This window comes from Ferrovibrio sp. GW821-FHT12B10 (assembly GCF_058807515.1).
In genome coordinates this window covers 340,621-365,233 of sequence record NZ_JBXAQT010000001.1, presented here as the reverse complement: position 1 = coordinate 365,233, position 24,613 = coordinate 340,621, and the positions used below count along the sequence as shown (strand labels likewise).

Here is a 24,613-nt window from a genome sequence, read left to right as displayed (position 1 = left end):
TAACTGTCCTGTCTTGTAAAATGCTCAAGGCCGCCCGGTATGAGCGGCCTGTCGTTCAATCCGTATCCGATACCGAAACCTGACTGCGCGCCGAACCGACCTCTGCCTGTAAGGCCTGGAAGCGCTGCCATGCTTCGGGATTTGTATTACTGGCCAGATCGGCCTCTGCCGCCGCCAGCTCCTGCTCCAGCTCCGCCAGACGGTACCGCTGCACAGCCTGCCACCACCCTCGCTCAACCTTGTCCGCCGGAGTATCGGCGCGCGCAAAGGGCTCCAGAATCCGGCCGGTCTCGCCAGTCACGAGGTCGAGCGCGGCCCCGAGTCCTCGCTGCCTGAGATGGGCTGCGAAGGCCTCGCCGTCAAGACCCGGATGGCGGGAGGCTTCTTCTAGAATCCGGCTCTTAAGGCTGTCAAGCGGCCCCGTCGGGAAGCTCAGGTTGGCAAAGGCCTCCCCATGCTCCTCCAGAAGCCAGGGATGGGCCAGAACGGCGGCCAAAAGCGCCCTTTCGGTCCTGCCTGGGGCTGCATTGATGGGGCCGCCGACGGCCAGGGGCGGCAGGGGCTTGCCAAACTGGCCCCCCTGGCCATAGGCGGGGCGGTTCGGACGATTATTGGGCTTCCAGGTCCGCGTCGGGGCGAACAGGGTGCGCAGCTTGGCGCGGAAATGGTCCCGGTAGTGGTTCTGGACCGCCGGATTCTTGATCTGGCCGGCCACCCCGTACAGGGCCGATTCCAGGGCGGCCCGGCGCTCCGGGGTATCCAGCGGCCGGCCCTCGGTCTCCTTGCGCCACAGGATATCGGCCAGCGGGGCGGCGGCGGCCAGCACTCCGTCCATGGCGGCCCGGCCCTGGGTTTTGATCAGGTCGTCCGGATCCTGGCCGCCTGGCAACAGGGCGAAACGGAAAGAATGGCCGGGCTCGAGCAGGGGCAGGGCGCGGTCGGCGGCCCGCATGGCGGCCCGGATGCCGGCATTGTCGCCGTCGAAACACAGGATCGGCTCGGCCGAGAGGCGCCAGAGCAGCGCGATCTGCTCCTCGGTCAGCGCGGTGCCCAGCGGGGCGACGGCATGGTTGATGCCGGCCTGGGCGAGCGCGATCACGTCCATGTAGCCTTCGACCACGATCACGGTGCCGCTCTCGCGGGCGGCTTCACGGGCGATGGCGTGGTTGTAGAGATTGCGCCCCTTGTGGAAGAGCGGCGTCTCGGGCGAGTTGAGATACTTCGCCGGCGCATCGGGATCGAGCGCGCGGCCGCCAAAGGCGATGATGCGGCCGCGGCGGTCGCCAATCGGGAACATCACGCGGTTGCGGAAGCGGTCGTAGCTGGCGCCGCCGTCTTCCGGCTTGATCAGAAGCCCGCTCTCGATCAGCAGGTCTTCCGGCAGCTTGCGCGCTAGCATCGCCTCTTTCAGCGCGGTGCGGCTTTGCGGGGCGTATCCCATGCGGAAGCGTTCGACGGTCTCGGCTTTCAAGCCGCGCTTCTGGATGTAAGTGCGTGCTTCCGCGCCAACCGCGCCTTTCAGCTGCGCTTGGTACCAGGCGGTGGCTTCCTCCATCACCTTGCCCAGGGTCGCGACCTGTTCGGCCTTTTCGCGATCTTCCGGGCGCATGCGCGGCACGTCCAGGCCAGCTTCGCCCGCCAGCAGCTCGACGGCTTCAGGGAAACCCATGCCGCTGCTGCGCATGGTGAAGCCGATCACGTCGCCATGGGCGCCGCAGCCGAAGCAGTGGAAGAAGCCCTTGTCGTCGTTGACCGTGAAGGACGGCGACTTCTCGTTATGGAAGGGGCAGAGACCGGTGAACTCGCGGCCGCGCTTGATCAGGCGCACCGAACGGCCGACCACGCCGGACAGCGGCAGCCGGTTGCGCAATTCTTCCAGAAAGGAATCGGGAAAGGCCATGGCTATCCCTAAACGCCCGTTCCGGCCGCGACTCGGGACGACTCGGGGCCGCTCAGCTGAGCTGGGCCTTCAGGATAGCCGCTGCCTTGCCGAAGTCCATCTGACCCGCGTATTTCGCCTTCAGAATCGCAACGGCCTTGCCCATGTCCTTGATGCTGGCAGCACCCGACTCGGCGATGGCGGCCTTGGCGGCGGCTTCGACTTCCGAGTCGGAGAGCTGCTGGGGCAGATAGCCCTCGATAATGGCGATTTCTTCCTTTTCCTGGGTCGCCAGCTCCATGCGGCCGCCGGCCTCGAAGGCGGCTGCCGACTCGCGGCGCTGCTTCACCATGTTCTGCAGCAGCGACAGGATGGCGCCATCGTCGATGCCGGTGCGCTCTTCGGCCGAGGTGCGGGCGGCGATGTCCTTGTCCTTGATGGCCGCCAGAACCATGCGGATGGTGGCCAGACGCCGCGCGTCCTTGGCCTTCATGGCATCCTTCATCGCCTGGTTGAGCGTGTCGCGCAGCATCGCAGTCCTCTAGCGGTATACGGAATCGGGGTGTTTTCGGAAGGCGCGCAGCATAGCCCAGAGCGCCTCGCTGCGCAAAGCGAATAAGTATATGATTTTTATATGCTTTTAACCTTTCGGGCGGGGTTGACTGGGGCGGGAGTTTTGATATGGTCCGGCCTCGGTTGAAGCGGCGCCCGCCGCCGCCGCAATCATCGTGAACAGCTGTGCCGTACCGCCGGATGCGCTCGCCTCCGGTGGTTTTTTGCGGCCTGACGCCTGCGCCGCCCGACCCGAGTAATGGAGCCCATCATGGCCGAGACACCGAAATACGCCGCACCGCCGGGCCCCGGCTATACCGGCGTTGTGGTGTTGGCCGATGGCAGTGTCTTCTGGGGCCACGGGCTGGGCGCCGAGGGCGACAGCGTCGGCGAGGTCTGCTTCAACACTTCGATGACCGGCTACCAGGAAATCCTCACCGATCCCTCCTATGCCGGCCAGATCATCACTTTCACCTTCCCGCATATCGGCAATGTCGGCACCAACGCCGAAGACATCGAGACCCAGGGCATCGCCGCCCGCGGCCTGATCCTGCGCGCGCCGATCACCGGGCCGTCTAATTTCCGCAGCAACAGTCATCTCAACGACTGGCTCAAGCTGCGCAACCTGATCGGCATTTCGGGGATCGACACGCGTGCGATGACGCGCCGTATCCGCGACCAGGGCGCGCCGAACGGTGTGATCGCCCATCGCAATGACGGCAAGTTCGATCTCGCGGCGCTGCATGCCAAGGCCAAGAGCTGGCCGGGCCTGGAAGGCATGGATCTTGCCGCCGAAGTGACCTGCCGCCAGACCTATGGCTGGGACGAGACCCGCTGGCAGCTCGGCAAAGGTTACGGCAAGCAGAGCAACCCCAAGTTCCACGTTGTCGCCATCGACTACGGCATCAAGCGCAACATCCTGCGCAACCTCGCCGATGTCGGCTGCAAGGTCACCGTCGTGCCGGGCAATGCGACGGCCGAGGATGTGCTGCGGCACAAGCCCGATGGCGTTTTCCTCTCGAACGGTCCCGGCGATCCGGCGGCGACCGGCGAATATGCCGTGCCGACGATCAAGGCGCTGGTCGATAGCGGCAAGCCGGTGTTCGGCATCTGCCTTGGTCACCAGATGCTGGCGCTCGCGCTCGGCGGCAAGACCGGCAAGATGGATCGCGGCCACCGCGGTGCCAACCATCCGGTGAAGGACCTGGAAACCGGCAAGGTGGAGATCACCAGCCAGAATCACGGCTTCTGCGTGATCGAGGAAAGCCTGCCCAAGAATGTGGTGCGCACGCATGTGTCGCTGTTCGACGGCTCGAATGAAGGCATCAAGCTGACCGACAAGCCGGTCTTCTCGGTGCAGTATCATCCCGAAGCCTCGCCCGGCCCGCAGGACAGCCACTATCTGTTTGAACGCTTTGCAAAGTTGATGGAGCAGAAGCGCGGCTGAACCGTGCTGCGCTTCGCTCCCAGGTGAATCATGCCCAAACGTACTGACATCAAAAGCATCCTGATCATCGGCGCCGGTCCCATTGTGATCGGCCAGGCCTGCGAGTTCGACTATTCGGGCACGCAGGCCTGCCAGGCGCTGAAGGCCGAGGGCTACCGCGTCATCCTGATCAACTCGAACCCGGCCACGATCATGACCGATCCGGGTCTGGCCGATGCGACCTATATCGAGCCGATCACGCCCGAGATCGTGGCGATGGTGATCGAGAAGGAGCGCCCCGATGCGCTGCTGCCCACCATGGGCGGTCAGACCGCGCTGAACACCGCAATGAAGCTGGACGAGCAGGGCGTGCTGAAGAAATTCGGCGTCCAGCTCATCGGTGCCAGCCGCGAAGCTATCGTGATGGCCGAGGATCGCGAGCAGTTCCGTCAGGCGATGAACCGCCTGAAGTTGGACATGCCGCGCTCGGGTACCGCGCATACACTGGACGAGGCCCGCGCGCTGCTGCCCACCGTGGGCCTGCCGGCGGTCATCCGTCCGTCGTTCACGCTGGCCGGCACCGGCGGCGGTATTGCCTATACGCGCGAGGAATTCGACGAGATCGTCACGCGCGGCCTTGATGCCTCGCCCACCACCGAAGTGCTGATCGATGAATCAGTGCTCGGCTGGAAGGAATACGAGATGGAGGTTGTCCGCGACAAGAAGGACAACTGCATCATCATCTGCTCGATCGAGAATATCGATCCAATGGGCGTGCATACCGGCGACAGCGTGACCGTCGCGCCGGCGCTGACGCTCACCGACAAGGAATATCAGATCATGCGCGACGCCTCGATGGCGGTGCTGCGCGAGATCGGCGTCGAGACCGGCGGTTCGAATGTGCAGTTCGCCGTCAATCCGGCCGATGGCCGCATGGTCGTGATCGAGATGAATCCGCGTGTCTCGCGCTCTTCGGCTCTGGCCTCGAAGGCGACCGGCTTCCCGATCGCCAAGGTGGCCGCCAAGCTGGCCGTGGGTTACACGCTGGACGAGCTGATGAACGACATCACCGGCGTGACGCCGGCCTCGTTCGAGCCGACCATTGATTACATCGTCACCAAGATGCCGCGCTTCACCTTCGAGAAGTTCCCGGGCACCGATCGCCTGCTGAACACCTCGATGAAGTCGGTGGGCGAGGCGATGTCGATGGGCCGCAGCTTCCAGGAGAGCCTGCAGAAGGTGCTGCGCTCGATGGAGACCGGCTTGACCGGCCTCAATGAAGTGACCATCGCCAATGCCGACGACACCGATGGCACGGAAGCCATCGTCGCCGCGCTGGCCAAGCCGACGCCGGATCGCCTGCTGGTGATCGCGCAGGCATTCCGTCATGGCCTGACGGTCGCCGAGATTCACGCCGCCTGCAAATACGATCCGTGGTTCCTGGAGCAGATCGAAGAGATCGTCCAGACCGAAGAGCAGATTCGCAAGGCCGGTATTCCCAAGGATGCCGATGCCGTGCGCGCGCTGAAGCGCATGGGCTTCTCCGATGCCCGTCTGGCCGAGCTGGCCGGCAAGAAGGAGGCCGAGGTTTCAGCCGAGCGTCGCAAGATTGGCGTCGTGCCGGTGTTCAAGCGCGTCGACACCTGCGCCGCCGAGTTCGAAAGCCGCACGCCCTACATGTATTCGACCTACGAATTCGGCCCCGATGCCGAATGCGAGGCGCAGCCGCAGGATCGCAAGAAGGTGATGATCCTGGGTGGCGGTCCGAACCGCATCGGCCAGGGCATCGAATTCGACTATTGCTGCGTCCATGCCGCTTATGCGCTGAAGGAAGCCGGGTTCGAGACCATCATGGTCAATTGCAATCCGGAAACCGTCTCGACCGATTACGACACCTCCGATCGCCTGTATTTCGAACCGCTGACGGTCGAAGATGTGATGGAGATCGTGCGCGTCGAGCAGTCGAAGGGCACGCTCCTGGGCGTGATCGTGCAGTTCGGCGGCCAGACTCCGCTGAAGCTCGCCGCCGGCCTGGAAGCCGCCAAGGTGCCGATCCTCGGCACCTCGCCGGATGCCATCGACCTGGCCGAGGATCGCGAACGCTTCCAGCAGCTGCTGCAGAAACTGAACCTGAAGCAGCCCGAGAATGGCATCGCGCGCTCGGAGGACGAGGCGCGCGCCGTGGTCGCCCGCATCGGCTATCCGGTCGTCATCCGTCCGTCCTATGTGCTGGGCGGCCGCGCCATGGAAATCGTGCGCAGCAATGCCCAGCTCGAGCGCTACATGACCGAGGCCGTGAAGGTTTCGGGCTCGTCGCCGGTGCTGATCGATAGCTACCTGTCGGATGCCATCGAGGTGGACGTCGACTGCCTGGCCGATGCCGAGACGCAGTTTGTCGCCGGTGTGATGGAACATATCGAAGAGGCCGGCATTCATTCCGGGGACAGTGCCTGTACCCTGCCGCCCTACAGTCTGGCGCCCGAGATCATCGCCGACATCAAGCAGCAGACCGAGGCCCTGGCGCGCGCGCTCAAGGTCGTTGGCCTGATGAATGTTCAGTATGCGGTGAAAGACGGCGTGGTCTACATCCTGGAAGTGAACCCGCGCGCCTCGCGCACGGTGCCCTTCGTGGCCAAGGCCATTGGCGTGCCGCTGGCCAAGATCGCCTCGCGCGTCATGGCGGGCGAGAAGCTCGCCAGCTTCAACCTGCATGAAAACAAGGTCGACCATATCGCGGTGAAGGAAGCCGTGTTCCCGTTCGCCCGCTTCCCCGGCGTCGACATCATCCTCGGCCCCGAGATGAAATCGACCGGCGAAGTCATGGGCATTGACCATGACTTCGGCACGGCCTTCGCCAAGGCGCAGCTCGCTGCCGGCACCATCCTGCCGCTGCAGGGCAGCGTATTCATCTCGGTACGCGACAACGACAAATCGGCCCTGGTGGATGCGGCGCGCCGCCTGATCGCCATGGGCTTCGGCCTGGTCGGCACCACTGGCACGGCCCGCTTCTTCGAGGAGCATGGGATCGCCGTCAGCCGGGTCAACAAGGTGATGGAAGGACGGCCGCATGTGGTCGACGCCATGAAGAACGGCGATATCCAGCTGGTCTTCAATACCTCAGAAGGTGCCGCCTCGATCCGCGACAGCTTCGACCTGCGCCGCACTGCCCTGATGAACAAGATTCCGTATTTCACCACTGTGGCCGGTGCCAAGGCCGCTGTGCGGGCGATTGAGGCCCTGCGCGGAGGGAGCCTTGCGGTCGCGCCTCTCCAAGCCTACTTTTAACGGTCTGACAGGAAGGGAATGATGCAGAAGATCCCGATGACCGCAGGCGGCTACCAGCGCCTGGAGGCCGAGCTGAAGAATTTGAAGTCGGTCGAACGGCCGGCGGTGATCCGTGCGATTTCGGAAGCGCGCGAGCATGGCGACTTGTCTGAAAACGCCGAGTACCATGCTGCCAAGGAGCGCCAGGGCTGGATCGAAAGCCGCATCCTGGAACTCGAGGACAAGCTGCGCCGCGCCGAGGTGATCGACGTGTCGAAGCTGTCGGGCGAAAAGGTGCTGTTCGGCGCCACGGTTGTGCTGGCCGATGAGGATACCGACGAGGAAAGCACCTACCAGATCGTCGGCGCCGACGAGGCGGACATCAAGTCCGGCCTGCTGTCGATCACCGCGCCGCTGGCGCGGGCGCTGGTCGGCAAGGCTGCCGGCGAGAGCGTCGAAGTCTCGACGCCGGGCGGCGCGAAGGCCTACGAGATCGTTTCGGTCGCCTTCAAGTAAGATTGTGGAGAGCGTGCCGATGCTTGATCGTGCGGCTCTCGACAAGCTCTACAACAACCGGGCCGCGGTGCCGACGCATCAGCAGGACCTGGACCGTTGGGCCGCCAACAGCAGCCGTACGCGGCAGGCGCTGAGCCACCGCGCCGACATCGCCTATGGCCCGCATCCGCGCGAGACGCTCGATCTCTACACCCTGCCGCGGGCTGACGGCCCGCTGCTGGTCTTCATCCATGGCGGCTACTGGCAGGCGCTGAGCAAGGCGGAGAATGCCTTCGTGGCCTCTGCCTTCGCCGGCGAGGCTGGCTTGGCCAATGTCGCGGTGATCAATTACCCGCTGGCGCCCGAGGCCGATATGGACCGCATTGTCGCCTCGGTTCGCCGCGCGATCCTGTTCCTGTGGCGCGAGGCGGCGCCGCTTGGCTTCGACCCAAACCGCATCCATGTCAGCGGGCATTCCGCCGGCGGGCACCTGACCGCCATGGCATTGCTGACCGACTGGGCGCGGCTGGATGGCGCGGCCCCGCCCGATCTGGTGAAAAGCGGCTGTTCGGTCTCCGGACTCAACGACCTGCGCCCGATCCGGAACACCTATCTGAACGACAAGCTGGGCATGGATGATGCTGTTGCAGTGCGCAATTCGCCGTTGCTGCTGCTGCCGGATTTCGCCGGACCATTGCCGCCATTGGTTTGCGCCGTGGGCGGAGCGGAAACGCCGGCCTTTCATCAGCAACAGCACGACTTTGTGATAGCCTGGCAGCATCAAGGGACCAGCCCGGTGACTGCGATCACAGTGCCAGACCGGCATCATTTCGATATCATCGACGAGCTGGCGCAACCCGGCACGGCCTTGCATCGCGCAATGGCAGCCAAGCTGCGCTGAGGGGGAAAGATGAGCGGACCCAAACGCCTGCTTCTGGTGGATGACGATACGACGCTGCAGGGCCTGCTGGCCGAGCAGCTCGAGACCACCCGTGAATTCTCGACGCTCTGCGTCAACGATGCTGCTGCCGCGCTGCAGACGTTGCCGGGGGAACATTTCGATCTGGTACTGCTGGATGTCGGCCTGCCTGACATGGACGGCCGCGACCTTTGCCGCAAGATGCGCGAGCAGGGGCTGCGTGCGCCGGTGATCATGCTGACCGCGGCCGACGGCGAGGCCGATACGATCCTGGGGCTGGAGTCCGGCGCCAACGATTACGTCACTAAGCCCTTCAAGCTCGGTGTGCTGCTGGCGCGCATCCGGGCGCAGCTGCGGCAGTTCGAGCAGAGCGAGGATGCGGTCTTCGCCATCGGGCCCTACAGCTTCCGTCCGTCCAACAAGATGCTGCTGGACACCGAGAAGGCCGGCAAGAAGGTGCGGCTGACCGAGAAGGAAACCGCGATCCTGAAGTACCTGCTGCGCGCCGGCTCCAAGCCGGTGCCGCGCGAAATCCTGCTGGCCGAGGTCTGGGGCTATAATGCCGGCGTTTCCACGCATACGCTGGAAACCCACATTTACCGCCTGCGCCAGAAGATCGAGCGCGATCCGGGCGTCGCCCGGTTGCTGATCACCGATCCGGGTGGCTATCGCCTGCAGCCCTGAGGTTCAGGCGCCGGTGAATTTGGGCGGGCGTTTCTCTGCCATGGCCTGACGGCCTTCCAGGTGATCGGCGGTGCGGAAGCTGGCGGCGGCGCGATCACGGGCGCTGCGCTCGTCGAACAGGTTGGCGGCGACTTCATTCAGGCTGCGCTTCATGCCCTGCATCGCCAGCGGAGCGAGGCTGGTCAGTGTCGTGGCGAGAGCCTGCGCGCGCGTATCCAGATCGGCGGCGGGCACCAGCCAGTCGAGAAAGCCGGTGCGCAGCATCTCGTCGGCATCGAAGGTTTCGGTGGCAAGGAACAGCCGCTTGGCCGGGCCGAGGCCGAGCCGGGTGACGGCGCGCTTCAGTCCATGCGCGTGATACTGGATGCCGAGTTTGGCCGGCGGAATGAAGCATCGGATGCCTACAGCGCCCAGACGGAAATCGCAGGCCAGCGCCAGGTCGGTGCCGCCGCCATAAACGCCGCCCTGCAGCACGCAGACCGTGGGGAAGGGAAAAGCCTCCAGCCGGTCGCAGACGCGCTCCAGCGGGTTGTCGCGCCAGTCATGGCCGGCGACAGCGCCAAAATCGACGCCGGAACAGAAGCTTTTGCCCTGGGCGCGCAGCAGAAGTGTGCGGATATCGGACCTGTTCCCTAGGGTAAGCAGTTCTGCGTCCAGGGCCTCCAGGTCGGCTATTTCCAAGGCATTATGCTTTTCGGGCCGGCAAAATGTGATGGCCGCCAAGGAACCTTGGATTTCAGTAATAAACGCTTGAGACATGCGCCGGCCCGCCCTTAATCTTGTTCATGACAGATTTCCGCACAGACCTCGCCGACCGGCAAGGATCAGTCGGCACAGAAGGCACTCCATCCCTCGACGCTGACGGGAAAAAGGAGGCCCAGGTGGGGGTTGACGATTTTTACGTACGCTTCTGGGGCGTGCGCGGCAGCATTGCCGTCGGCTCGCCGGAAGTGATGCGCTATGGCGGCAACACCTCGTCGATCGAGGTGCGCTGTGGTGCGCATACCCTGATCTTTGACACCGGCACGGGCGTCCGGGCGCTGGGCGTTGCCCTGAGCGGCCGGAAGGAGCCGATCGATGCCGACGTCTTCTTCAGCCACACCCATTACGACCATGTCTGCGGCCTGCCGCATTTCTGCCCAGCCTTCGATCCGCGCAATACATTCCGCATCCATGCCGGCCATGTTACCGATAACGGCGGCATCAAGGGCGTGTTGAAGCAGATGATGTGCTCGCCGCTCTTCCCGGTGCCGTTGGAAATCTTCCAGGCCAAGATCAGCTTCCACGATTTCGACCAGGGCGCAGTGCTGCATCCGCATCCGGGCATCACCGTGCGAACCGGACCGCTAAGTCATCCCGACCTCGCCACCGGCTATCGCGTCGAATATCAGGGCAAATCGATCTGCTACCTGACCGACACCGAGCATCCCGAGCAGGGCATGGACCAGAATATCCTCGACCTGATCCGGGGCGCCGACATCGTCATCTATGACTCGATGTATACCGACGAAGAGCACACTTGCCGCAAGGGCTGGGGTCATTCCACCTGGCAGGCCGGAGCCAAGCTATGCGACGCGGCCGGCGTGAAGACCTTCGTCGTCTTCCACCACGACCCCGAGCATGACGACGCCTTCATGGACAAGGTGGCGGCTGACGTCGCCGCCGCGCGGCCGGGATCGGTCGTGGCCCGCGAGGGCCTGGTGCTGCGGCCCTGATGTCGCGCGTGACCTGGCGGCGGCTCCGCATGGGGCTGCAGACGATCCTGGGGCTGCGCCGGCAGGGTTTCTTCATTCCCTATCGCTATGCCGATACCGTGGCGGAGCGCCAGCCGATCTATGACGGGGTGGCGGCGCAGTTCACTGCTGCTGAAGACATTTTCCTCGATCTGCTGCGCGGCGCCGATGCCTATGCCGATGCGCTGCTGCGGATCGCCAATGACAAGGCGCCCGCGCCGGCGCCGCGCTTCACGCAAAGCTGGTTCCCCACGTTGGACGCGGTGGCCGCCTATACGCTGGTGCGGCAATACGCACCGCGGCGCATCATCGAGGTCGGTTCCGGGCATTCGACCCGTTTCCTGGTCCGTGCCGTGGCCGATGCCGGCATCCCGACCGAGATCACCGCCATCGATCCGCAGCCGCGTGCGGCGCTGACCGGCCTGGACGTGCGGTTCCTGCCGGCAGTGGTGCAGACCGCCGATCCGGCCGTCTTCGCCACGCTGCAGCCCGGCGACATCCTCTTCATCGATTCCAGCCATATCCTGATGCCGGGCAGCGATGTCGACTGGCTGTTCAATCGCGTGCTGCCGGCCTTGCCGCATGGCGTGCTGGTGCACATCCACGACATCTTCATGCCCGACGACTATCCGGCCGAATGGGCCTGGCGCGGCTATAACGAGCAGCAACTGATCGGCCCGCTGCTGGCTGGCGGCTTCAAGCCGCTGTTTGCCAGCCACTATGCGCGCACGCGACTGGCCCAGGCAGTCAGCGGCAGCATCGTCGGTCGTCTGCCGCATATGGCGGAATCGCTGCCGGCCAGCCTGTGGCTGGTCAAGCCGGCCTAGAGGCTGAAGTCAGCGATAGGGATCGGCCGCGTCGCGCAGGCCGTCGCCGAAGAAGTTGAAGGCCAGCACCACCACGATCACCGGCAGGGCCGGCGCCATCAGCCAGGGATAGAGCGCCACCACGTTGATGTTCTGGGCCTCGTTCAGCAGAACGCCCCAGGAGGTGATCGGCGGCCGCAGGCCAAGCCCGAGGAAGGACAGCGCGGTCTCGCCCAGGATCATCGACGGCACCGACAGCGTCGCCGAGGCGATCAGGTGGCTCATGAAGCTGGGCAGCAGGTGACGGCCGATGATGCGCTGGGGCGAGGCCCCCATCAGCTTGGCGGCCGTGGCGAAGTCTTCCTCGCGCAGCGCCAGCAGCTTGGAGCGTACGGCGCGCGCCAGGCCCGGCCAGTCGAGCAGGCCGAGGATGATGGTGATGCCGAAATAGACCAGGATCGGCGACCAGGTCACTGGCAGCGCGGCCGAGAGCGCCATCCACAGCGGCAACTCGGGCAGCGAACGGATCAGTTCGATCAGGCGCTGGATCACCGTGTCGATCCAGCCGCCGTAATAGCCGGATATCCCGCCCAGCACGATGCCGATGATGAAGCTTATGGCGATGCCGATCAGGCCCACGGTGAGCGAGATGCGGGTGCCGTAAACGATACGGGAAAAGATGTCGCGCCCCAGGCGATCGGTGCCCATCAGATAGAAGGCGCCGTCCTCGGCCGGGCAGACGAAGTGGAAGCTCATCGGCACCAGGCTCCAGAACTCGTATTCGTCGCCCTGGCAGAAGAAGCGCAGCTTGTGCACCTTGGTCGTATCCGGGCTGTATTCTCGCTTCAGGGTCTCGGTGTTCATCTTGAAGCGATGACCGTAAACGAAGGGCCCGATGAAGGTGCCTTCGTGGAACAGGTTGATCTCATGCGGCGGCGCATAGATGCCACGCGGATTGCGGGTCTGCAGGTTGTAGGGCGCGATGAATTCAGAGAACAGCGTGGAACCGTAGATCAGCAGCAGCACAACGCCGCTCCACAGCCCCAGGCGATGCCGGCGGAATTTCCACCACATCATCTTCCATTGCGAGGCGCGGTAATACTGTTCCTGCTCGGGCGTCATCGCCTCGACGGAATAGGGGTCGAAGGGCTTGGGATTGACCCAGTGCTCGACCGGCTTGGAGGGCTGATTGCTCATGGCGCTTACTTCGCCTGTCCGCCGGCGAGGCGGATGCGCGGATCAAGCAGCGCCAGCAGGATGTCGGAGACCAGCATGCCGATGACGGTGAGCAGGGCCAGGAACATCAGGAAAGAGCCGGCCAGATACTGGTCGAGTGACTGCAGCGCGCCCAACAGCATGGGGCCGGCCGTCGGCAGGCTCATCACCACCGAGACGATGACCGAGCCCGAGACGATGGAGGGCAGCAGATTGCCGATATCGGCAATGAAGGGATTGAGTGCCATGCGGATGGGGTATTTCACCAGCAGTCGCAGCGGCGGCAGCCCCTTGGCGCGAGCTGTGGTGACATACTGCTTCTGCAGCTCATCCAGCAAATTGGCGCGCAGGCGACGGATCATCGCGGCCGTTCCCGAGGTGCCGATCACGATGACCGGAACGATCATGTGGATCATGAGGGAGCGGATCTTCTCCATGTTCCAGGGCGCATCGACCAGTTCCGGATCGACCAGGCCACCCATGCTGACGCCGAACCACATGTTGGCGTAATAGAGCAGCACCAGCGCCAAGAGGAAATTTGGCGTCGCCAGCCCGATATAGCCGAACAGGGTGAAACCGTAGTCACCCCAGGAATACTGCCGCGTCGCCGAATAGACGCCGATCGGGAAGGCGACGAGGTAGATGAACAGGATGGTGAAGAAGTTGATGATCGCCGTCATGGCCAGGCGGTCGCCGATCAGCTCGCCGACCGGCCGGTTGTATTCGAACGACCAGCCCCAGTCGCCCTGCAGCAGGCCGGAGAAGCCATTGGGGCCGGACCAGAAACCCATCCAGATGGCATATTGCTCCAGCAGGGGGCGGTCCAGCGCATATTGGCGGCGCAGGAATTCCGCGCGCTCCAGCGCGCTGGTCTCACCCTGGGCGCGCAGTTCCGCGATCTGGTTGGTCAAGTAATCGCCGGGTGGAAGCTTGATGATCAGGAAGATCAACAGGCTGATGACCAGCAGGGTGGGGATCATCAGCAGCAGGCGACGGGCAAGGTAAGTCAGCATGTGAAATCCGGCTTACGGTTGCAGCCAGAAGGTTTCCGGACGATAGAGGCCGACGAACGCGCCCGGATCCCAGTTGAAGACACCTTCTTTCGGGATGTTCCTCAGCTTCTTGCTGGCGACGATCGGCTGGAATACGCCGCTGACCACGCCGATGCTGTAGGTCTGCTCGGCATGGATCGATAGCATGCGATGCCAGATGCGGCTGCGTTCCGCCGGGTCGCCGGTATCGAGCCAGGCCTGGTAGAGGTCGAACAGCTCCTGCGCCAGCGGCATGTCGATGGGTTCGCCGGACTGGTGTCCGGTTTCATGCCACTGACCCCATTTCGGCCATTGCAGGCCGTATTGCGAGGTGGGCGCCAGTTCATTGGGTTTGCTGTCCGCATTCGGCAGGCCGTTTTCCAGGCCGGCCCAGACCGACATCATGGCCTCGCCCGAGAAGATGCGATTGCGTACCACGTCGCGCTGGCTCGGCTTGGCAAAGAGCTTGATGCCGATCTTGGCCCAGTTCTCGCCGATCAACTCCAGGATATCGGTCTGCTCTGTATCTTCGCCGGCGGTCTCAACGATGATCTCGGCCGGCCGTCCGTCGTTGAGCAGGCGGATGCCGCTGCCATCGCGCCGCGTCAAGCCCATCTGGTCGAGCAGGCGGTTGGCGGTGGCGACGTCCAGCTTGGCGTTGGTATTCTGGTATTCCGGCTTGAACAGAGGGCTGTCGGGCAGGATCGTGTTGTTGGATTCCAGCGCCAGGCCGAAGAACAGCGATTCATTGATGGACTGGCGGTCGATGCCGAGCGACAGCGCGTGGCGGAAGCGCGTATCGCGCATCAGGTTGCGCCAGACCGGATCGTTGCAGTTGAGATTGGGGTAGAGCGCGAAATGCGAGCCTTTGGCGGTGCGCCAGAGCAGCGTCCTGTAGCCGGCGCGCTTCTCGTTTTCCTTCAGGAAGGTGAAGTTGTTGAAGCTGATGTTACGGAACTGCAGATCGGCCTCGCCGGCACCGCTTTTGGCTGGGATCAGCTTACCATCGGCCTGGCTCATGACGATGCGGTCAAGATAGGGCAACTGGCGGCCGTTACTGTCGATGCGATGGAAATATGGGTTGCGCATGGCGATGAAGCGAACGGCCGGCGGCTTGGTGGTGATCACCCAGGGATCCAGGCCGGGCAGGTCGGGGTTGTCGCCCTCGACCATATTGTCCATGCGGTTGTGCAGGGCGGCCCAGTTGGCGCGCTTCTCGGCAGTGACCAGCGCGGCCAGCTTGGCCGGCTCGGCATACTTGCCATGGAACTGCTTCAGGTAATGGGCGGGGCGATAGAGATTGAAGGCAGAGGTGCCGGCCACGCGCGGCAGGAAGCCGGCATTGCGCTTCGACCAGCTGTAGCGAATGGTGGTTTCGTCAACGAATTCGACCTTGGGCTTTTCGCCATCCAGCAGCAGGTCGGCGGGCGGACCGGCGGGGCTCAGATCCTTGTTGTTGGCGACATCTTCCCAGTAGTAGCGGAAGTCTTCCGCCGTGAAAGGCTTGCCGTCAGACCAGCGATGACCCTTGCGCAGATGAAAGGTGAAGATGCGGTCATCCGTAACTTCGAAGGATTCCACCAGGTCGGGAACAATCTGATAGCGCTCGTTGTAAATGACCAGCCGGGTATAGCCGATCACGTTCAGCAGTCTGGTTTCGCGGGCGCGGCTGATCATGGTGCGCAGATCGCCACCCTGCCGGCCTTCCTCGTTGGGCGCGGCGAAGGATACGACCATCGGCTTTTCCGGCAGCCGCCGGGCGATGGCCGGCAGCCTGCCGCTCGCGACATCGGCTGCGAGAGATGGCGTCTCCTGCAGATCGGGCATCTGCGCAGACGATGGCGCCGCGAACAGGACTGCAGTCAGGAGCAGGGCGAGAGTGAGGAATGTCTTCATGCAACAAGATCCCGGAAATCGGCAGAGGCCGCAGCGCGGACCAGATGGCCATTGCTGACCTCGATCATGCGCGGCCGCGTGTTGGCATCAATCGTGAACGGCTGCGGCCAGGCGGCGGGCTTCGAAGCCTTGCCTTCCATCAGCAGCCGCAAATCGAGGCGGCTGTTCGGGTCGGGCTTCGGTACAGCCGAGAGCAGCGCCTTGGTGTAGGGATGCACCGGATTGCTGAACAGCTGCTCGCGCGGCGCCAGTTCCACCAGCCGGCCGGCGCACATCACGGCAATACGGTCGGCGATGTAATCGACCACCGCCAGATTGTGCGAGATGAACATATAGGTTAGCCCAAGTTCTTTTTTCAGGTCCTTGAGCAGATTCAGGATCTGCGCCTGGATCGAGACATCCAGTGCCGAGACCGGTTCATCGCAGATCAGCAGATCGGGCTGCAGGGCCAGGGCACGGGCGATGCCGATGCGCTGGCGCTGGCCGCCTGAGAAGGAATGTGGATAGCGGCGGAGGAAGCGCGGATCGAGGCCGACCAGGGTCATCAGCTCTTTCACGCGGGCGAAGCGCTCGTCGGAGTCGCCGATGCCGTGAATAACCAGGGGCTCAGAGACGATGTCGAACACCGTCATGCGCGGATTGAGCGAGGAGAACGGGTCCTGGAAGATGAACTGTACCTGGCGGCGATACCGAAACAGGTCATCGCCTTCCAGCTTCAGCACATCGACCTCCTTGCCGCCGTCATGGAAGCGGATGCTGCCGCTGTCCGTCGAAACCGCACGCAGGATCATCTTGCTGGTGGTCGTCTTGCCGCAGCCGGACTCACCCACGAGGCCTAGGCATTCGCCGCGCTTCACGGTGAAGCTGACATCATCGACGGCCATCACTGCACTGGAGGGGGCTCGGCCGAACAGGCCGCTTTTGCGCAGGGTGAAGCTCTTGCTGACATGAGATACGTCCAGCAGCGTTTCATTGGCTGCAGTCGTCGCCACGCGCGTCTTGCCGCTGCGCAGCAGGCTGCCGACCTCGCCTTTGATCTCGCGGATCGGCACCAGCCGCTCGCCCGGCTTCATGTTGAAGCGCGGCACGGCATGCAGCAGGGCCTTCAGGTAGGGGTGCTTGGGGGCGCCGAAGATATCGTGCAGGCCGCCGCGCTCCATGACCTGGCCATGATACATGACGACAATCTCGTCGGCCATGTTGGCGACCACGCCAAGATCATGGGTGATCATCAGGATCGCCATGCCCAGCTCGCCCTGCAGGTCCTTCAGCAGTTTCAGAATCTGGGCCTGGATGGTGACATCAAGTGCCGTCGTCGGTTCGTCGGCCACCAGCAGGGCAGGACGGCAGACCAGCGCCATGGCGATCATGGCGCGCTGGCGCAGGCCGCCCGAGAGTTCAAAGGCATAGGTCTTGAGCGCGCGCTGCGGATCGGGGAAGCCGACCAGGCGCAACATCTCCATGGCCAACTCGCGCGCCTGTGCATCGCTGGCGCGGCGGTGCAGCTGGAGGGATTCGGTGATCTGGTCGCCGATGGTGTGGAGCGGGCTGAGCGAGGTCATCGGCTCCTGGAAGATGATCGATATACGACCGCCCTGGAGCTCGCGCATCGCCTTGCCGCCGCGCGGCAGTGTCGCGATGTTGACGGTCTGGCCCGGCTGCACCGGATCGTTAAACAGGATTTCGCCGCCGGCGATGCGGGCCAGCTTGGGCAGGATGCCCATGATCGCCTGACTGACCACCGATTTGCCCGAACCGGATTCACCCACCAGTGCAACAGTGCCGCCCTGCGGAATGCGGAAGCTGACGCCGTCGACTGCCTTGATCAGGCCCTCGGGCAGGCTGAACTGCACCTTGAGGTCGTTGACCTCGAGGACGTTCGGACTTGCGGAGGAAGCGCTGGCGGTCGGGGCGCTCATGTCAGAGACCCTTCATGGCTTGCAGATGCGCAGCATTGAGGCGGGAGGTTTCGTCAATGACGGCGCCATTCCGCTCGGCCGCGGCGAATGCCTGGCCAACCAGTTGCGGAAAACCGATCAACTCGCTATCGGCGCGCAAAGTTCCCCCAATCCCCTTAATAGTCACCCGTAGCCAGCCTTCGCTGCGGTCGCGGCGGGTCGAATAGTACCGCAAGGTCACCTTGCGGACCTCGCCCCATGGCAGGACCAACCGCTTTCCCAATCCCCATCGGCCGGTCCGTGTCACGCCTGACGCGTCGAGTGTGATCTCGGTCTGCTGGCGCCAGAGCGTGACGGCGCCAAGCCAGGTCAGTAACAGGCTCAATCCGGCTAACAGGATAAAAATGACAGATTGAGGGGCAGCAAACAACAGAAGTCCCAGACACATAGCCAGCCCGAGGCCGGCGCGCAGATAGTCCGGCAGCAGCCGGGTGGCCGGGTAATACAGGCGGGTCATGACGAGGGTATGACGCCGGCGGGCCGGCCGACCCCGAGCGCGGCGGCGGTATTGACCCACTGCGCGGCCGTGTGACGGGTGGTGTCGAGAAAACGGGCCGTGAAGTCCCAGACGTTTTCGTCGTGGCGCAGGTGATGGGTCAGTAATCCCAGAGGTTGCAGCGGCAGCTCGCCCAGCCGCATGCCGCGCAGCATGGCGCAGGCCGCGTGCAGCGCCCGGGCCGCGCCGATTGCGGCATTTCCGCCATGCCAGTCGATCGGATCGACATGCGTGTTGAGCCAGACAAGACCTCCCCCGGCCCAGTAGTCCGTCCGAGGCTTGAAGCCTGAGATGGCCGTGAACCCCAGCCCTGGCAATGCCGGCAGCAGGTCCTCGGCGGCCCTGTTCCAGGGTGGCACCAGAACCGGCTGCAGACAGCTGCCGAACATGTCTTTCATACGGTCATGCCCGCGGCGCAGATCATCCAGTCGCTTGGCCAGTGGGCGGTCGGCTGGCAGTTCAGACTTTTTGGCCGTCACGCTTGCGTGATTCTCATGGGCCCAGCCATGTTGCAGTGCAGCAATGCCAGATGTGCTCGCAAGCCGGACGGCCAGCGAGGCCTGGGCCCGGGCGGGGATGATGGCCAGCGACAGGGGGGTGCCGGTCTGGCTGTGGAGCTGGAGCAGCTGCTCCAGCGCGGGCGTGACCTCGACAGCATCGTCGTCGCGCCACCAGAAATCCGCGACACGGCCTTCCATGGCCCAACGATCAAGTTCGACCTGCAGATCGGTCCATGTGGCTGCGGCATCCATCAGCGCGGCTTGCCGAGTAGTTCGTTCACCAGCCGCACGGCTTCATCGGCACCATCCAGGCGGATGCCGGCGCCGGCCGCCTTCGGCATGTCCAGTGCCTGGTCGATGCGCTTCGCCAGGCGTTCGGGCGTCAGGTCAGTTTCGCGCAGCACCTGCAGCAGGCCGCGCTCGGCCAGCAGGTCGGCGCGCAGGGCCTGTTCGGTTTCCTCGCCGCCCGCGAATGGCACGACGATCGCGCGTGCGCTGCTGCTCAGGGTTTCCATCACGGTGTTGTAGCCGGCCTTGCTGATCGACAGCAGGCAATGCCGCAGCATGCCCGGGAAATCCGGGCGCACATGCTCGATGGTCACGCCGGTGCCCGCGAGGCGGCGAAGATCATCGATGGCTGCGGGGTCTTCGTGGGGACTGACAAGGATGCGCCAGGGCTTGTCGCGCGCCGCCGACAACGGTCGGGCGGCCAGCGCCATGCGGAACAGCGGCAGACCGACGGCGCCGCCGCCGGCCGAGACCAGGACTTCATCCCTGCCGGCATCGGTCTTGGGCACGGCATGCCGTTCGACGATATAGCCGGTATAGCGCAGCCGATCCGTAATGCGTTCGGCCAGCGGGAAAGTCTTTTCGAACGGCACCACCGTCGGGTCGCCATGGATCAGCGCGTAGTCGTAGTAATCCTGCAGCCACTGGATGCTGTCGAGATCACGTTCCGGCTTGGTGCGGTCGACCAGGATGTCACGCACTGAACAGAGCACCAGCGGGCGCTGCTGCATCTTGCGGATATTGGCCAGCAGCGGCAGCAGCTCGAAGCGCATCGGGCGACGGCCGAAGGGGAATAGTTCAGTCAGCAGCACATCCGGGGCGAAATCATCGAAGACCGATTGCAGCCGGGCGATGCGATTGGCGCGCCATTCATCGGTAATGGGAGCACCGGTCTCGTCCAGCAGAATCTTGAAGGTGGCATCCTTGGCGCGGGTCGGCGGCAGCTGCACGAAGGTGATGCCGTCAAGACCATGCAGAGTAGGGTCAGGCATGCCGCCGGAGACCAGCTGCACGGGGCTGCCATGACGTGCGAAGGCTCGGGCGATGGCGGTCACGCGATGCAGATGCCCGACACCGAGCAGATGCTGCACATAGATCATGACGCGCGGCGCGGGCATCGGGCTACTCCAGCGGGATGTTGGCGGCCAGCAGCTCGGGCCGGCCATCTTTTGTTATGCGAAATTCCTGCAGGCAGTGCCAGTCCAGTTTCACCGGTGGCTTGTCCAGCATCGGCCAGTCGAAGGCCAGGGCCAGCATCGCACGGATTACGCCCTTGTGGGTCACCGCACCGGCATCGGCCTCCAGGCTGCGCAGCCAGGGCAGCAGGCGCTGCTGCACCTGACGGGGGCTTTCGCCGCCGGGCGGCTGCAGATCGAGTCCGCGCGCTTCGTTGGCTGCAAAAGCCTCGCCATGCAGGGCCTGCAGCTCGGCCAGCGTATGGCCTTCATAGTCGCCCCAATGCATCTCGATCAGGGCCGGTTCCGGAACGGCCTGCAGAGTCAGGGCCTCGGCGGTCTGGCGCGCGCGCTGCAGCGGGCTGACGAACCACAGGCGATCGCGATAGACGGCTGGAATCCGGTGGCCCGATAGTGCGGCGCGGCCCTTGTCGGATAACGGGATATCGGCGCGCCCCTGCAGGCGTTTGGCCGCATTCCAGTCCGTTGCTCCATGGCGCAGCAGCACCAGCCGGGTCATGACATCAGCCCCAGACGTTCGAAGATGGCATGCAGACGCATCTGCGCGGCTGGCATCGCATGATTGGCTGCGACATGACGCGGCGCTTCGCGCGCCAGACGCTGCAGCAGGCCGCGGTCGGCCAGCAGCATGGATAGCGCAGCCGCCAGCGTGGCGGGCTCGTCATCGGGGGCGAGCCAGCCGCTGATGTCATGGCGCACGATATCGGGGACGCCGCGCGTGTTGACCGACAGCACGGGCAGGCCCGCCGCCTGCGCTTCCAGCAGCGCCATGCCGTAGGCTTCATTCACGGCAGGCCAGACATACAGATCGCTGGCCGCATACAGGGCCGCCAGCCGATCAGGTTCCAGCTGGCCGATGAAGCTGACGCGGCCTTTCAGCGGTGCGAAAGCCGCCTCCACGGCGGCCCGCTCAGGCCCGTCGCCCACCACCAGCAGATGCCAGTCATGCTCAAGCGCCAGCGGCAGCGTTTCGGCCAGCCGGCGGAAGGAAGCGAGCTTGTCGCCGCTGCGCATCATGCCGACCGCCAGCAGCCAGGGCCTGCCGGCCGGCAGGGCGAAGCGTTCGGCGAGGGTACGGCGATGGTCATCGCGTTGCGCCGCACCGGTCATGAACAGGCCGGTTTCCAGGAAGGGCGGGAAAGGCGTGACTTTGTTCCCGCCGGCAAACTCGTTCAGGCAGACGCGATCAAGTGCAGTGATCGCGAGGATGGCATCTGCCGCACGGATGGCGGTGGCAGCCTGCGCGAAGCCGGCGGCCCAGGGGCCATCTTTGCGCTTTGGCGCCACCGAGGCCTCGGCGATCACATAGGGCAGGCCGGTAGCCGCCTTGAGCGCCGGCGCCACGTAATCGGCGGCCTTGTGGTAGACATGATAGGTGAACAGCAGGTCGGGCCGGGTGGAGGGTTCCTGCTTCCAGGCTGCGAGCAGCCGCGCGACGTCAGTTGCGGCGGCGGCGGCGGTAGCCGCCTCCCGGGCCGGATCGCCCTCGCGGTTGAGGCTGCGCAGATCGGACAACAACGTCACGTCATGGCCTAGGCCGCGCAGAGCGGCCATGAACAGCCGCGCAATGCGGCGATCGCCCGACGGTGCCGGATGATCCGGGGGTTTCAGCGGCGCATAGAAACCGATCCGCATGGCGTCGCCTCAGCCCGTGAGGCCGAAACGTTTCGCAAGATCGGCAATGCCGCGGCTCATGCCGAAATCCTGCCGCACGCGGGCCGAGGCCCGCTCGCCCAGCCGCTGGCGCAGCATGGGATCGACGATCAGGCGGTTCAGGGCGACGGACAACTCGCCCACATCCTCGGCCGGCACCAGCAGGCCGGTTTCGCCATCGACAATCAGTTCCGGGATAGCCGAAATCGAGGTCGCGGCGCAGGGCAGGCCCTGGCTCTGGGCCTCCATCAGCACATTGGGCAGGCCGTCCATGTCGCCATCGCGGTCGCGCCGGCTTGCCAGCGTGAAGATATCGGCCTCGCGATAGGCGGCGATCACGGCATCCTGTGCCTCGGCGCCGCGCCAAAGAATGCGATCGGTGAGATTGAGCTGTGCCGCCTGGGCTTTCAGGGCCGGCAGCAATGGGCCGCCACCGATATGGGTGAAATGCCAGTGCAGGTCGACGGGCAGGCGGGCCAGCGCCTGCAGCAGGATATCGTAGCCCTTCTTCTCCACGGCGCGGCCGACCGACAGCAGCTTCACCGGGTCTTGTGCATCGCGGCCATCGCGGCGCGGCCGCCAGTCCGGCGCTTCGGGGAAGCGGGAGAAATCGAGGCCGTGATAGACCAGCGAGACCTTGGTCGGATCGCTCAGGGCCATCAGATGCGAAACGTTATGGGCGGTGCAGGTGACGGCCCACTGGCAATCGGCCAGCTTTTCGCGCTTCTCCCATTCCGGCGTGATCCAGATGTCGCGGGCATGCGCCGACGCCGTCCAGGGATATTGCAGGATCTGCGCCGCATAGCGCGTCACCGAACCCGGCGTATGAATGAAGTGCGCATGCAGGTGGCGGCAGCTGTCCGGCAATTCGGCGGCCAGCACCAGTGCTTGACCGAAACGGCGGATGCGATTGGGCGTGCGGTCACGCTTCAGGTCGCGCCACCATTGATGCAATGCCGTGCGATAGCCGGGCAGACGGCGCGCCTTCCACCAGCCGCGCAGCACGCGCCAAGGCTCTTGATACAGGTATTCCGGAAGGTACAGCACGCGCGCTGTGATCTGTTCATGCAGCGGATGGCGCTTCTTGTCCGTCGGATGACGCAGCGAAACGATCATGAGATCGAGACCGCGCGCCTCCAGGGCAGCAATCTCCTGCGCGATGAAGGTTTCCGACAGGCGCGGATACCCTTTCAGAATGAAGGCAACAGTCGGGGAAGGTAACGCTGACATACGCTTTTTATGCTGCGCCGGACCGGCGATCAGCCCCGCAGCTCGACGACGTTGTCGGGCGCCATGCGGCCGGCGGGACGCAGCCAGGGCTGCACCAGGCGGTCAAGGTTATCCAGGCCTTCCAGCAGACCCGGAATGACGATTTCCGAGGGCTGGTTTTGGCGCGGCAGGTTGCGCAGGGCCGCAGCCATGACACCGGCATTATATTCGCCGTCGTCTTCCAGCATGCGGACGAGGCCGAGCTGCTGCGCGCGATCGGCGCGGATATACTGCTCCATACGCGGGCGCTTGCGCGGCATGATGATGGCGCGTTTGTCCAGGCTGAGGATTTCGCAGAAGGTGTTGTAGCCGCCCATGGCGACCACGCCGACAGCATTCTGCACCAGATGCTCCATATGGGCATCGAAGGTGATAGCCTCGACGCGCGGCAGATGGGCGACGCGGTTCAGGAAGTCGGTCCGCCGTTCCTTGTGCATGAACGGCCCGAGCACGATCAGCGCCGGGTAGGGTAGTATCTCGTTGCTCTCATAGGCACGCAGCACCCATTCGATCAGGCCTTCGCCGTCGCCACCGCCGCCAGGCGTGACCAGCAGGAAGGGACGCTGGGTGATTTCGGGTAGCTGGTGTTCGGGCGTCGCCTCGGCCGCGTCGCGCGGCAGGTAGCCGGTATAAACGACCTTGCGGCGCACCTTCTCGGGGAGGGTGATGCCCTCCAGGGGGTCACAGAACTGCGGCAGGCCGTAGACCCAGATCTGGTCATACAGGTTCTTCAGGGCCGGCATGACGTTCTTGCGTTCCCATTCCGGCTTCAGCGCGCTGGGTTCGTCCATGACGTCGCGCAGGCCCAGCACCAGACGGGTGCCGCGGCTCTTGAGCATTTTCATGGTTTCGAGCACTTCGCCACGCAGGCCGAGCGGCTCCTTGTCGACGATGAAGATGTCGGGGTCGAAGACACGGGCGGTGTGCTGGATGATCTCGGCCCGCAGCTTGAGGGTTTCCTCGATATCCATCGGCAGGCTGAGCGAGGTGTACTGGCCGTCCCGCAGCTTGATCACGCCGGGGATGCGCACGAAGTCGACCCGGCTGCGGAAATCAAAGCTGCCGATGATTGGCGAGCCGGACATGATCAGGACCGACATGTCCTTGTGGCGTTCGACCAAGGCATGGGCAATCGTCCGGCATCGGCGCAGATGGCCAAGTCCGAAGGTGTCGTGGCTGTAGATCAGCACACGGGTGCCATCGCTGCGCGATACCATGCTGGTCCCCCCATCTTGGGAGCTGGGCTGGGTAATATTCTTGCGGGACTATGGCATAGGCTGGGGGGCAAGGCCAAGCCCCTGATCGGCTCCGTCCCTCCCATAGAGGGGCTGTGGCGTGACTGTGGGCACGTTC

The 24,613-nt window shown here is 64.4% G+C and carries 21 protein-coding genes; 7 read left to right on the top strand and 14 right to left on the bottom strand.

Features of this window, described 5'->3' with window-relative positions; genetic code table 11:
* Positions 1 to 55: 55 nt before the first annotated feature.
* Together dnaG and AC1RRT_RS01960 are read right to left on the bottom strand one after the other, a co-directional pair.
* Positions 56 to 1,900, bottom strand: a complete 1,845-nt coding sequence (gene dnaG, locus AC1RRT_RS01965) for a DNA primase (RefSeq protein ID WP_493011971.1) — start codon at positions 1,898 to 1,900, stop codon at positions 56 to 58.
* 52 nt (positions 1,901 to 1,952) lie between these two features.
* Positions 1,953 to 2,411 carry a GatB/YqeY domain-containing protein gene (locus AC1RRT_RS01960; RefSeq protein WP_493011970.1) on the bottom strand — a complete coding sequence of 153 codons (459 nt, stop codon included), beginning with the start codon at positions 2,409 to 2,411 and terminating at the stop codon, positions 1,953 to 1,955.
* A gap of 291 nt (positions 2,412 to 2,702) precedes the next feature.
* On the opposite strand from AC1RRT_RS01960, the gene carA reads away from it, so the two are divergent.
* From carA to AC1RRT_RS01935, 5 genes are read left to right on the top strand one after another with little or no spacing between them, the layout of a single operon-like run.
* Positions 2,703 to 3,878, top strand: a complete 1,176-nt coding sequence (carA, locus tag AC1RRT_RS01955) for a glutamine-hydrolyzing carbamoyl-phosphate synthase small subunit (RefSeq protein ID WP_493011969.1) — start codon at positions 2,703 to 2,705, stop codon at positions 3,876 to 3,878.
* A 30-nt stretch (positions 3,879 to 3,908) separates the two neighbouring features.
* Positions 3,909 to 7,142, top strand: coding sequence for a carbamoyl-phosphate synthase large subunit (gene carB / locus AC1RRT_RS01950; RefSeq protein WP_493011968.1), 3,234 nt, complete (start codon positions 3,909 to 3,911; stop codon positions 7,140 to 7,142).
* 21 nt (positions 7,143 to 7,163) lie between these two features.
* Positions 7,164 to 7,637, top strand: coding sequence for a transcription elongation factor GreA (gene greA / locus AC1RRT_RS01945; protein ID WP_493015117.1), 474 nt, complete (start codon positions 7,164 to 7,166; stop codon positions 7,635 to 7,637).
* A 19-nt stretch (positions 7,638 to 7,656) separates the two neighbouring features.
* The gene (locus AC1RRT_RS01940) at positions 7,657 to 8,517 is read left to right on the top strand and encodes an alpha/beta hydrolase (protein WP_493011967.1); all 861 of its coding nucleotides are present in this window, start codon (positions 7,657 to 7,659) and stop codon (positions 8,515 to 8,517) included.
* Positions 8,518 to 8,526: 9 nt separating this feature from the next.
* Entirely contained in the window at positions 8,527 to 9,219 is a 693-nt protein-coding gene (locus AC1RRT_RS01935) for a response regulator transcription factor (protein ID WP_493011966.1), read from the top strand.
* Positions 9,220 to 9,222: 3 nt separating this feature from the next.
* Here the strand turns inward: AC1RRT_RS01935 and AC1RRT_RS01930 are convergent, their stop codons facing one another.
* Complete coding sequence (locus tag AC1RRT_RS01930) at positions 9,223 to 9,978, bottom strand: enoyl-CoA hydratase/isomerase family protein (protein WP_493011965.1); 756 nt, start codon at positions 9,976 to 9,978, stop codon at positions 9,223 to 9,225.
* A gap of 122 nt (positions 9,979 to 10,100) precedes the next feature.
* Here AC1RRT_RS01930 and AC1RRT_RS01925 point away from each other — a divergent pair, with 122 nt between their 5' ends.
* Positions 10,101 to 10,934 (top strand): MBL fold metallo-hydrolase, encoded by an 834-nt coding sequence (locus AC1RRT_RS01925; protein WP_493011964.1) that lies wholly within the window; start codon positions 10,101 to 10,103, stop codon positions 10,932 to 10,934.
* A complete protein-coding gene (locus tag AC1RRT_RS01920; protein ID WP_493011963.1) occupies positions 10,934 to 11,779 on the top strand; it encodes a class I SAM-dependent methyltransferase in 846 nt (281 codons plus the stop codon). Before AC1RRT_RS01925 ends, AC1RRT_RS01920 begins: the two co-directional genes overlap by 1 nt.
* A gap of 9 nt (positions 11,780 to 11,788) precedes the next feature.
* On the opposite strand, the gene AC1RRT_RS01915 is transcribed toward AC1RRT_RS01920, so the two are convergent.
* From AC1RRT_RS01915 to AC1RRT_RS01865, 11 genes are read right to left on the bottom strand one after another with little or no spacing between them, the layout of a single operon-like run.
* Positions 11,789 to 12,955 (bottom strand): ABC transporter permease, encoded by a 1,167-nt coding sequence (locus tag AC1RRT_RS01915; protein WP_493011962.1) that lies wholly within the window; start codon positions 12,953 to 12,955, stop codon positions 11,789 to 11,791.
* 5 nt (positions 12,956 to 12,960) lie between these two features.
* Positions 12,961 to 13,986: an ABC transporter permease gene (locus AC1RRT_RS01910; RefSeq protein ID WP_493011961.1), complete on the bottom strand. Its 1,026-nt coding sequence runs from the start codon at positions 13,984 to 13,986 to the stop codon at positions 12,961 to 12,963.
* Positions 13,987 to 13,998: 12 nt separating this feature from the next.
* Entirely contained in the window at positions 13,999 to 15,900 is a 1,902-nt protein-coding gene (locus AC1RRT_RS01905; RefSeq protein WP_493011960.1) for an ABC transporter substrate-binding protein, read from the bottom strand.
* Positions 15,897 to 17,819, bottom strand: coding sequence for an ABC transporter ATP-binding protein (locus AC1RRT_RS01900; RefSeq protein WP_493011959.1), 1,923 nt, complete (start codon positions 17,817 to 17,819; stop codon positions 15,897 to 15,899). Before AC1RRT_RS01900 ends, AC1RRT_RS01905 begins: the two co-directional genes overlap by 4 nt.
* Before the next feature lies 1 nt (position 17,820).
* On the bottom strand, positions 17,821 to 18,315 hold the full coding sequence (locus AC1RRT_RS01895; RefSeq protein ID WP_493011958.1) for a hypothetical protein: 495 nt from the start codon (positions 18,313 to 18,315) through the stop codon (positions 17,821 to 17,823).
* Complete coding sequence (locus tag AC1RRT_RS01890; protein ID WP_493011957.1) at positions 18,312 to 19,106, bottom strand: polysaccharide deacetylase family protein; 795 nt, start codon at positions 19,104 to 19,106, stop codon at positions 18,312 to 18,314. Before AC1RRT_RS01890 ends, AC1RRT_RS01895 begins: the two co-directional genes overlap by 4 nt.
* Entirely contained in the window at positions 19,106 to 20,260 is a 1,155-nt protein-coding gene (locus tag AC1RRT_RS01885) for a glycosyltransferase family protein (protein ID WP_493011956.1), read from the bottom strand. The genes AC1RRT_RS01890 and AC1RRT_RS01885 overlap by 1 nt, the downstream gene beginning before the upstream one ends.
* Positions 20,261 to 20,264: 4 nt before the next feature.
* Positions 20,265 to 20,837 (bottom strand): histidine phosphatase family protein, encoded by a 573-nt coding sequence (locus AC1RRT_RS01880; protein ID WP_493011955.1) that lies wholly within the window; start codon positions 20,835 to 20,837, stop codon positions 20,265 to 20,267.
* The gene (locus AC1RRT_RS01875; RefSeq protein ID WP_493011954.1) at positions 20,834 to 21,973 is read right to left on the bottom strand and encodes a glycosyltransferase family 4 protein; all 1,140 of its coding nucleotides are present in this window, start codon (positions 21,971 to 21,973) and stop codon (positions 20,834 to 20,836) included. Before AC1RRT_RS01875 ends, AC1RRT_RS01880 begins: the two co-directional genes overlap by 4 nt.
* 9 nt (positions 21,974 to 21,982) lie before the next feature.
* Positions 21,983 to 23,221: a glycosyltransferase family 4 protein gene (locus tag AC1RRT_RS01870; protein ID WP_493011953.1), complete on the bottom strand. Its 1,239-nt coding sequence runs from the start codon at positions 23,219 to 23,221 to the stop codon at positions 21,983 to 21,985.
* A 29-nt stretch (positions 23,222 to 23,250) separates the two neighbouring features.
* Positions 23,251 to 24,477: a glycosyltransferase family protein gene (locus AC1RRT_RS01865; protein WP_493011952.1), complete on the bottom strand. Its 1,227-nt coding sequence runs from the start codon at positions 24,475 to 24,477 to the stop codon at positions 23,251 to 23,253.
* Positions 24,478 to 24,613: the final 136 nt, after the last annotated feature.

What these genes read in the sequence shown, in the direction of transcription:
- AC1RRT_RS01870 (WP_493011953.1), bottom strand. Translation starts at nt 23,221, where the DNA reads ATGTCAGCGTTACCTTCCCCGACTGTTGCCTTCATTCTGAAAGGGTAT.
- AC1RRT_RS01960 (WP_493011970.1), bottom strand. Translation starts at nt 2,411, where the DNA reads ATGCTGCGCGACACGCTCAACCAGGCGATGAAGGATGCCATGAAGGCC.
- AC1RRT_RS01865 (WP_493011952.1), bottom strand. Translation starts at nt 24,477, where the DNA reads ATGGTATCGCGCAGCGATGGCACCCGTGTGCTGATCTACAGCCACGAC.
- AC1RRT_RS01905 (WP_493011960.1), bottom strand. Translation starts at nt 15,900, where the DNA reads ATGAAGACATTCCTCACTCTCGCCCTGCTCCTGACTGCAGTCCTGTTC.
- AC1RRT_RS01920 (WP_493011963.1), top strand. Translation starts at nt 10,934, where the DNA reads ATGTCGCGCGTGACCTGGCGGCGGCTCCGCATGGGGCTGCAGACGATC.
- greA (WP_493015117.1), top strand. Translation starts at nt 7,164, where the DNA reads ATGCAGAAGATCCCGATGACCGCAGGCGGCTACCAGCGCCTGGAGGCC.
- AC1RRT_RS01935 (WP_493011966.1), top strand. Translation starts at nt 8,527, where the DNA reads ATGAGCGGACCCAAACGCCTGCTTCTGGTGGATGACGATACGACGCTG.
- dnaG (WP_493011971.1), bottom strand. Translation starts at nt 1,900, where the DNA reads ATGGCCTTTCCCGATTCCTTTCTGGAAGAATTGCGCAACCGGCTGCCG.
- AC1RRT_RS01930 (WP_493011965.1), bottom strand. Translation starts at nt 9,978, where the DNA reads ATGTCTCAAGCGTTTATTACTGAAATCCAAGGTTCCTTGGCGGCCATC.
- AC1RRT_RS01915 (WP_493011962.1), bottom strand. Translation starts at nt 12,955, where the DNA reads ATGAGCAATCAGCCCTCCAAGCCGGTCGAGCACTGGGTCAATCCCAAG.
- AC1RRT_RS01875 (WP_493011954.1), bottom strand. Translation starts at nt 21,973, where the DNA reads ATGCGGATCGGTTTCTATGCGCCGCTGAAACCCCCGGATCATCCGGCA.
- AC1RRT_RS01885 (WP_493011956.1), bottom strand. Translation starts at nt 20,260, where the DNA reads ATGCCCGCGCCGCGCGTCATGATCTATGTGCAGCATCTGCTCGGTGTC.
- AC1RRT_RS01890 (WP_493011957.1), bottom strand. Translation starts at nt 19,106, where the DNA reads ATGGATGCCGCAGCCACATGGACCGATCTGCAGGTCGAACTTGATCGT.
- carA (WP_493011969.1), top strand. Translation starts at nt 2,703, where the DNA reads ATGGCCGAGACACCGAAATACGCCGCACCGCCGGGCCCCGGCTATACC.
- AC1RRT_RS01895 (WP_493011958.1), bottom strand. Translation starts at nt 18,315, where the DNA reads ATGACCCGCCTGTATTACCCGGCCACCCGGCTGCTGCCGGACTATCTG.
- carB (WP_493011968.1), top strand. Translation starts at nt 3,909, where the DNA reads ATGCCCAAACGTACTGACATCAAAAGCATCCTGATCATCGGCGCCGGT.
- AC1RRT_RS01900 (WP_493011959.1), bottom strand. Translation starts at nt 17,819, where the DNA reads ATGAGCGCCCCGACCGCCAGCGCTTCCTCCGCAAGTCCGAACGTCCTC.
- AC1RRT_RS01940 (WP_493011967.1), top strand. Translation starts at nt 7,657, where the DNA reads ATGCTTGATCGTGCGGCTCTCGACAAGCTCTACAACAACCGGGCCGCG.
- AC1RRT_RS01910 (WP_493011961.1), bottom strand. Translation starts at nt 13,986, where the DNA reads ATGCTGACTTACCTTGCCCGTCGCCTGCTGCTGATGATCCCCACCCTG.
- AC1RRT_RS01880 (WP_493011955.1), bottom strand. Translation starts at nt 20,837, where the DNA reads ATGACCCGGCTGGTGCTGCTGCGCCATGGAGCAACGGACTGGAATGCG.